General features: G+C 72.5%; 4 protein-coding genes. All 4 read left to right on the plus strand.

Annotated features, from left to right (window positions below):
- A partial coding sequence (locus GJV64_RS13750) for a type II secretion system F family protein (RefSeq protein WP_164157962.1) occupies positions 1–1,118 on the plus strand: 1,118 nt, incomplete at its 5' end.
- A complete protein-coding gene (gene gspG, locus GJV64_RS13755; protein ID WP_164157964.1) occupies positions 1,115–1,549 on the plus strand; it encodes a type II secretion system major pseudopilin GspG in 435 nt (144 codons plus the stop codon). The genes GJV64_RS13750 and gspG, both read left to right, overlap by 4 nt.
- Entirely contained in the window at positions 1,524–1,991 is a 468-nt protein-coding gene (locus GJV64_RS13760) for a GspH/FimT family pseudopilin (RefSeq protein WP_164157967.1), read from the plus strand. Before gspG ends, GJV64_RS13760 begins: the two co-directional genes overlap by 26 nt.
- The coding region (gene gspI, locus GJV64_RS13765) for a type II secretion system minor pseudopilin GspI (protein ID WP_164157965.1) at positions 1,975–2,270 on the plus strand (296 nt) is incomplete at its 3' end. The genes GJV64_RS13760 and gspI, both read left to right, overlap by 17 nt.

The following is a 2,270-nucleotide window of genomic DNA, read 5'->3' on the forward strand; positions in this document are numbered from 1 at the left end:
TGTTCGCCACGCGGCTGGAGCCGGCGGCCAGCGCTGCCCTGGACACTGCCGCGACCACCGCCGCTGCGCCGCCGCGCCACAAGCCGCTCAAGGCCGATGCGCTCTCCCTCTTCACCCGCCAGCTTGCCACGCTGGCGGCGGTGATCCCGCTCGAGGAGGCGCTGCGCACCATCGTGCGCCAGGCCGAGGCCGAGCGCAGCCGCACGGTGCTGGCAACGGTCCACGGCGCCGTGGTCGAAGGCCGCCGCCTGTCCGACGCGATGGCGCTGGAAGCGGCCAGCTTCCCGGCGCTCTATCGCGCCATGGTCGCCGCCGGCGAGAGCGCCGGCACGCTGCCGCAGGTGCTGGAGCGGCTGGCCGCGCTGCTCGAGCGCCAGGCCGAACTGAATGGCCGGGTGCGCGCCGCGCTGGCCTATCCGGCGGCACTCGCTGTTGTGGCGACGTTGGCAGTGGCGGCGCTGATGATCTTCGTGGTGCCGCGCATCGCCGAGCAGTTCGCCGATATCGGCCAGACCCTGCCGCTGCTCACCCGAATGGTGATGGCGGTCTCCGGCCTGCTGGCGGCCGGCTGGTGGGCGATCCTGCTGGTGCTGGCAGGCGCTGCGGCGCTGTTCGCCCGGGCGCTGAAGGATGAGGATTTCCGCCGCCGCTTCGATGCGCGTCTGCTCACCCTGCCGGTGGTTGGCCGGCTGATCCGCGACTGGCAGGCGGCGCGGCTGGCGCGCACGCTGGCCATGATGGTGGCGGCCCGGGTGCCGCTGGTCGATGGCCTGGCGCTGACCGGGCCGACGATTGCCAATCATGAAGTGCGCGCCCGCGTGGTGGCCATGGCCGGGGACATCCGCGAGGGCGCCAGCCTGACCGCCGCCATGCGCCGCGCCGACGTGCTGCCACCACTGCTGGTGGCCATGGTGGCGGGCGGGGAAAGCGCCGGCCGGCTCGACCTGATGCTGGAGCGCGGCGCCGAAGCGCTGGAGCGCGAATTCGATGCCGTCACCCGCTCGGCGCTGGCGCTGCTGGAACCGGCGATCATCCTCGTGATGGGCGCGGCGGTCGCCACCATCGTGCTGGCCATCCTGCTGCCCATCCTGCAACTCGAAAGCCTGGCCGCCGCATGACACGCACGCGCAAACGGGAAGAGGGCTTCACCCTCATCGAGCTGATGGTGGTGATCGTCATCATCGGCATCCTGACCACGGTGGTGGTGATAAACGTGCTGCCCGATGTCGACCGCGCCGCGCAGACCCGCGCCAAGGCCGACATCGCGTCGCTGGAAACAGCGCTCACCAGTTATCGTGCCGATCACATGGCGCTGCCCAGCACCGCGCAGGGGCTGGCCGCGCTGAAGAGCGCGCCGACCGATCTCGCCAACCCCGAACGCTATCGCCCCGGCGGCTATGTCAGCCGGCTGCCTAACGATCCGTGGGGCCGGCCCTATCAATATGCCAGCCCCGGACGGCACGGGCTGTTCGACGTCTGGTCGATGGGCCCCGATGGCCAGTCCGGACCGGGAGCCGAGGCCGATGACATCGGCAACTGGAATCTCTGAGCGGCCCGCCCGTGATGCCGGCTTCACACTCGTGGAGCTGGTGGTGGCGATGCTGATCATCGGCATCGCCAGTGCCGCCATCGTGCTCGGCCTGCCCGATGGCCGGGACAGCGCGCGTACGGCAGCGGAGCGACTGGCGGCGCGGGCCGTTGCGGCCCGCGACCTCGCCATTGTCAGCGGCCGGCCGGTGCGGCTGGCCCCCGCGGCTGGCGGCATTACGCTGCTGGTGGCGACGCCCGCCGGCTGGCAGGCACCACCCGAAGCCGCGATGGCCGGGCTGACCCTGCCCGCCGGGTTGGCGCTGGTGGCAAGCCCCGAAGGCCCCATTGATTTCGACGCCACCGGCCTTGCCAGCCCGGCGCGGCTGCTGCTCAGCGGCAATGACGGCGCGGCGGCGGTGACCATCGACGCGGCGGGAGGCGTGCATGCCGGGCCCGCCTGAATCTTGGCCTGAGGAAACGGGCTTCAGCCTCATCGAGGTGATGGTGGCGCTGGCCATCTTCGGTCTCGCTGCCGTGGCGCTGGTGCGCCTCTCTGGCGTGTCGCTGGCCAGCGCTGTCACGCTGGCGGACCGGCAGCTGGCCGCCATCGTGGCGCGCAACCAGGCGCTGGAGGCGATGCTGGAGCGGCAGCCACCGGCGCCAGCTGCGGGCCGCGAGCGCGCCGGCCAGCGGGACTGGGCCTGGCAGCGCCGCATCGCGCCCGGCCCGCTGCCCGGCAC

The sequence above is a fragment of the Sandarakinorhabdus rubra genome, assembly GCF_010994245.1.
GTDB classification, from domain to species: domain Bacteria; phylum Pseudomonadota; class Alphaproteobacteria; order Sphingomonadales; family Sphingomonadaceae; genus Sandarakinorhabdus; species Sandarakinorhabdus rubra.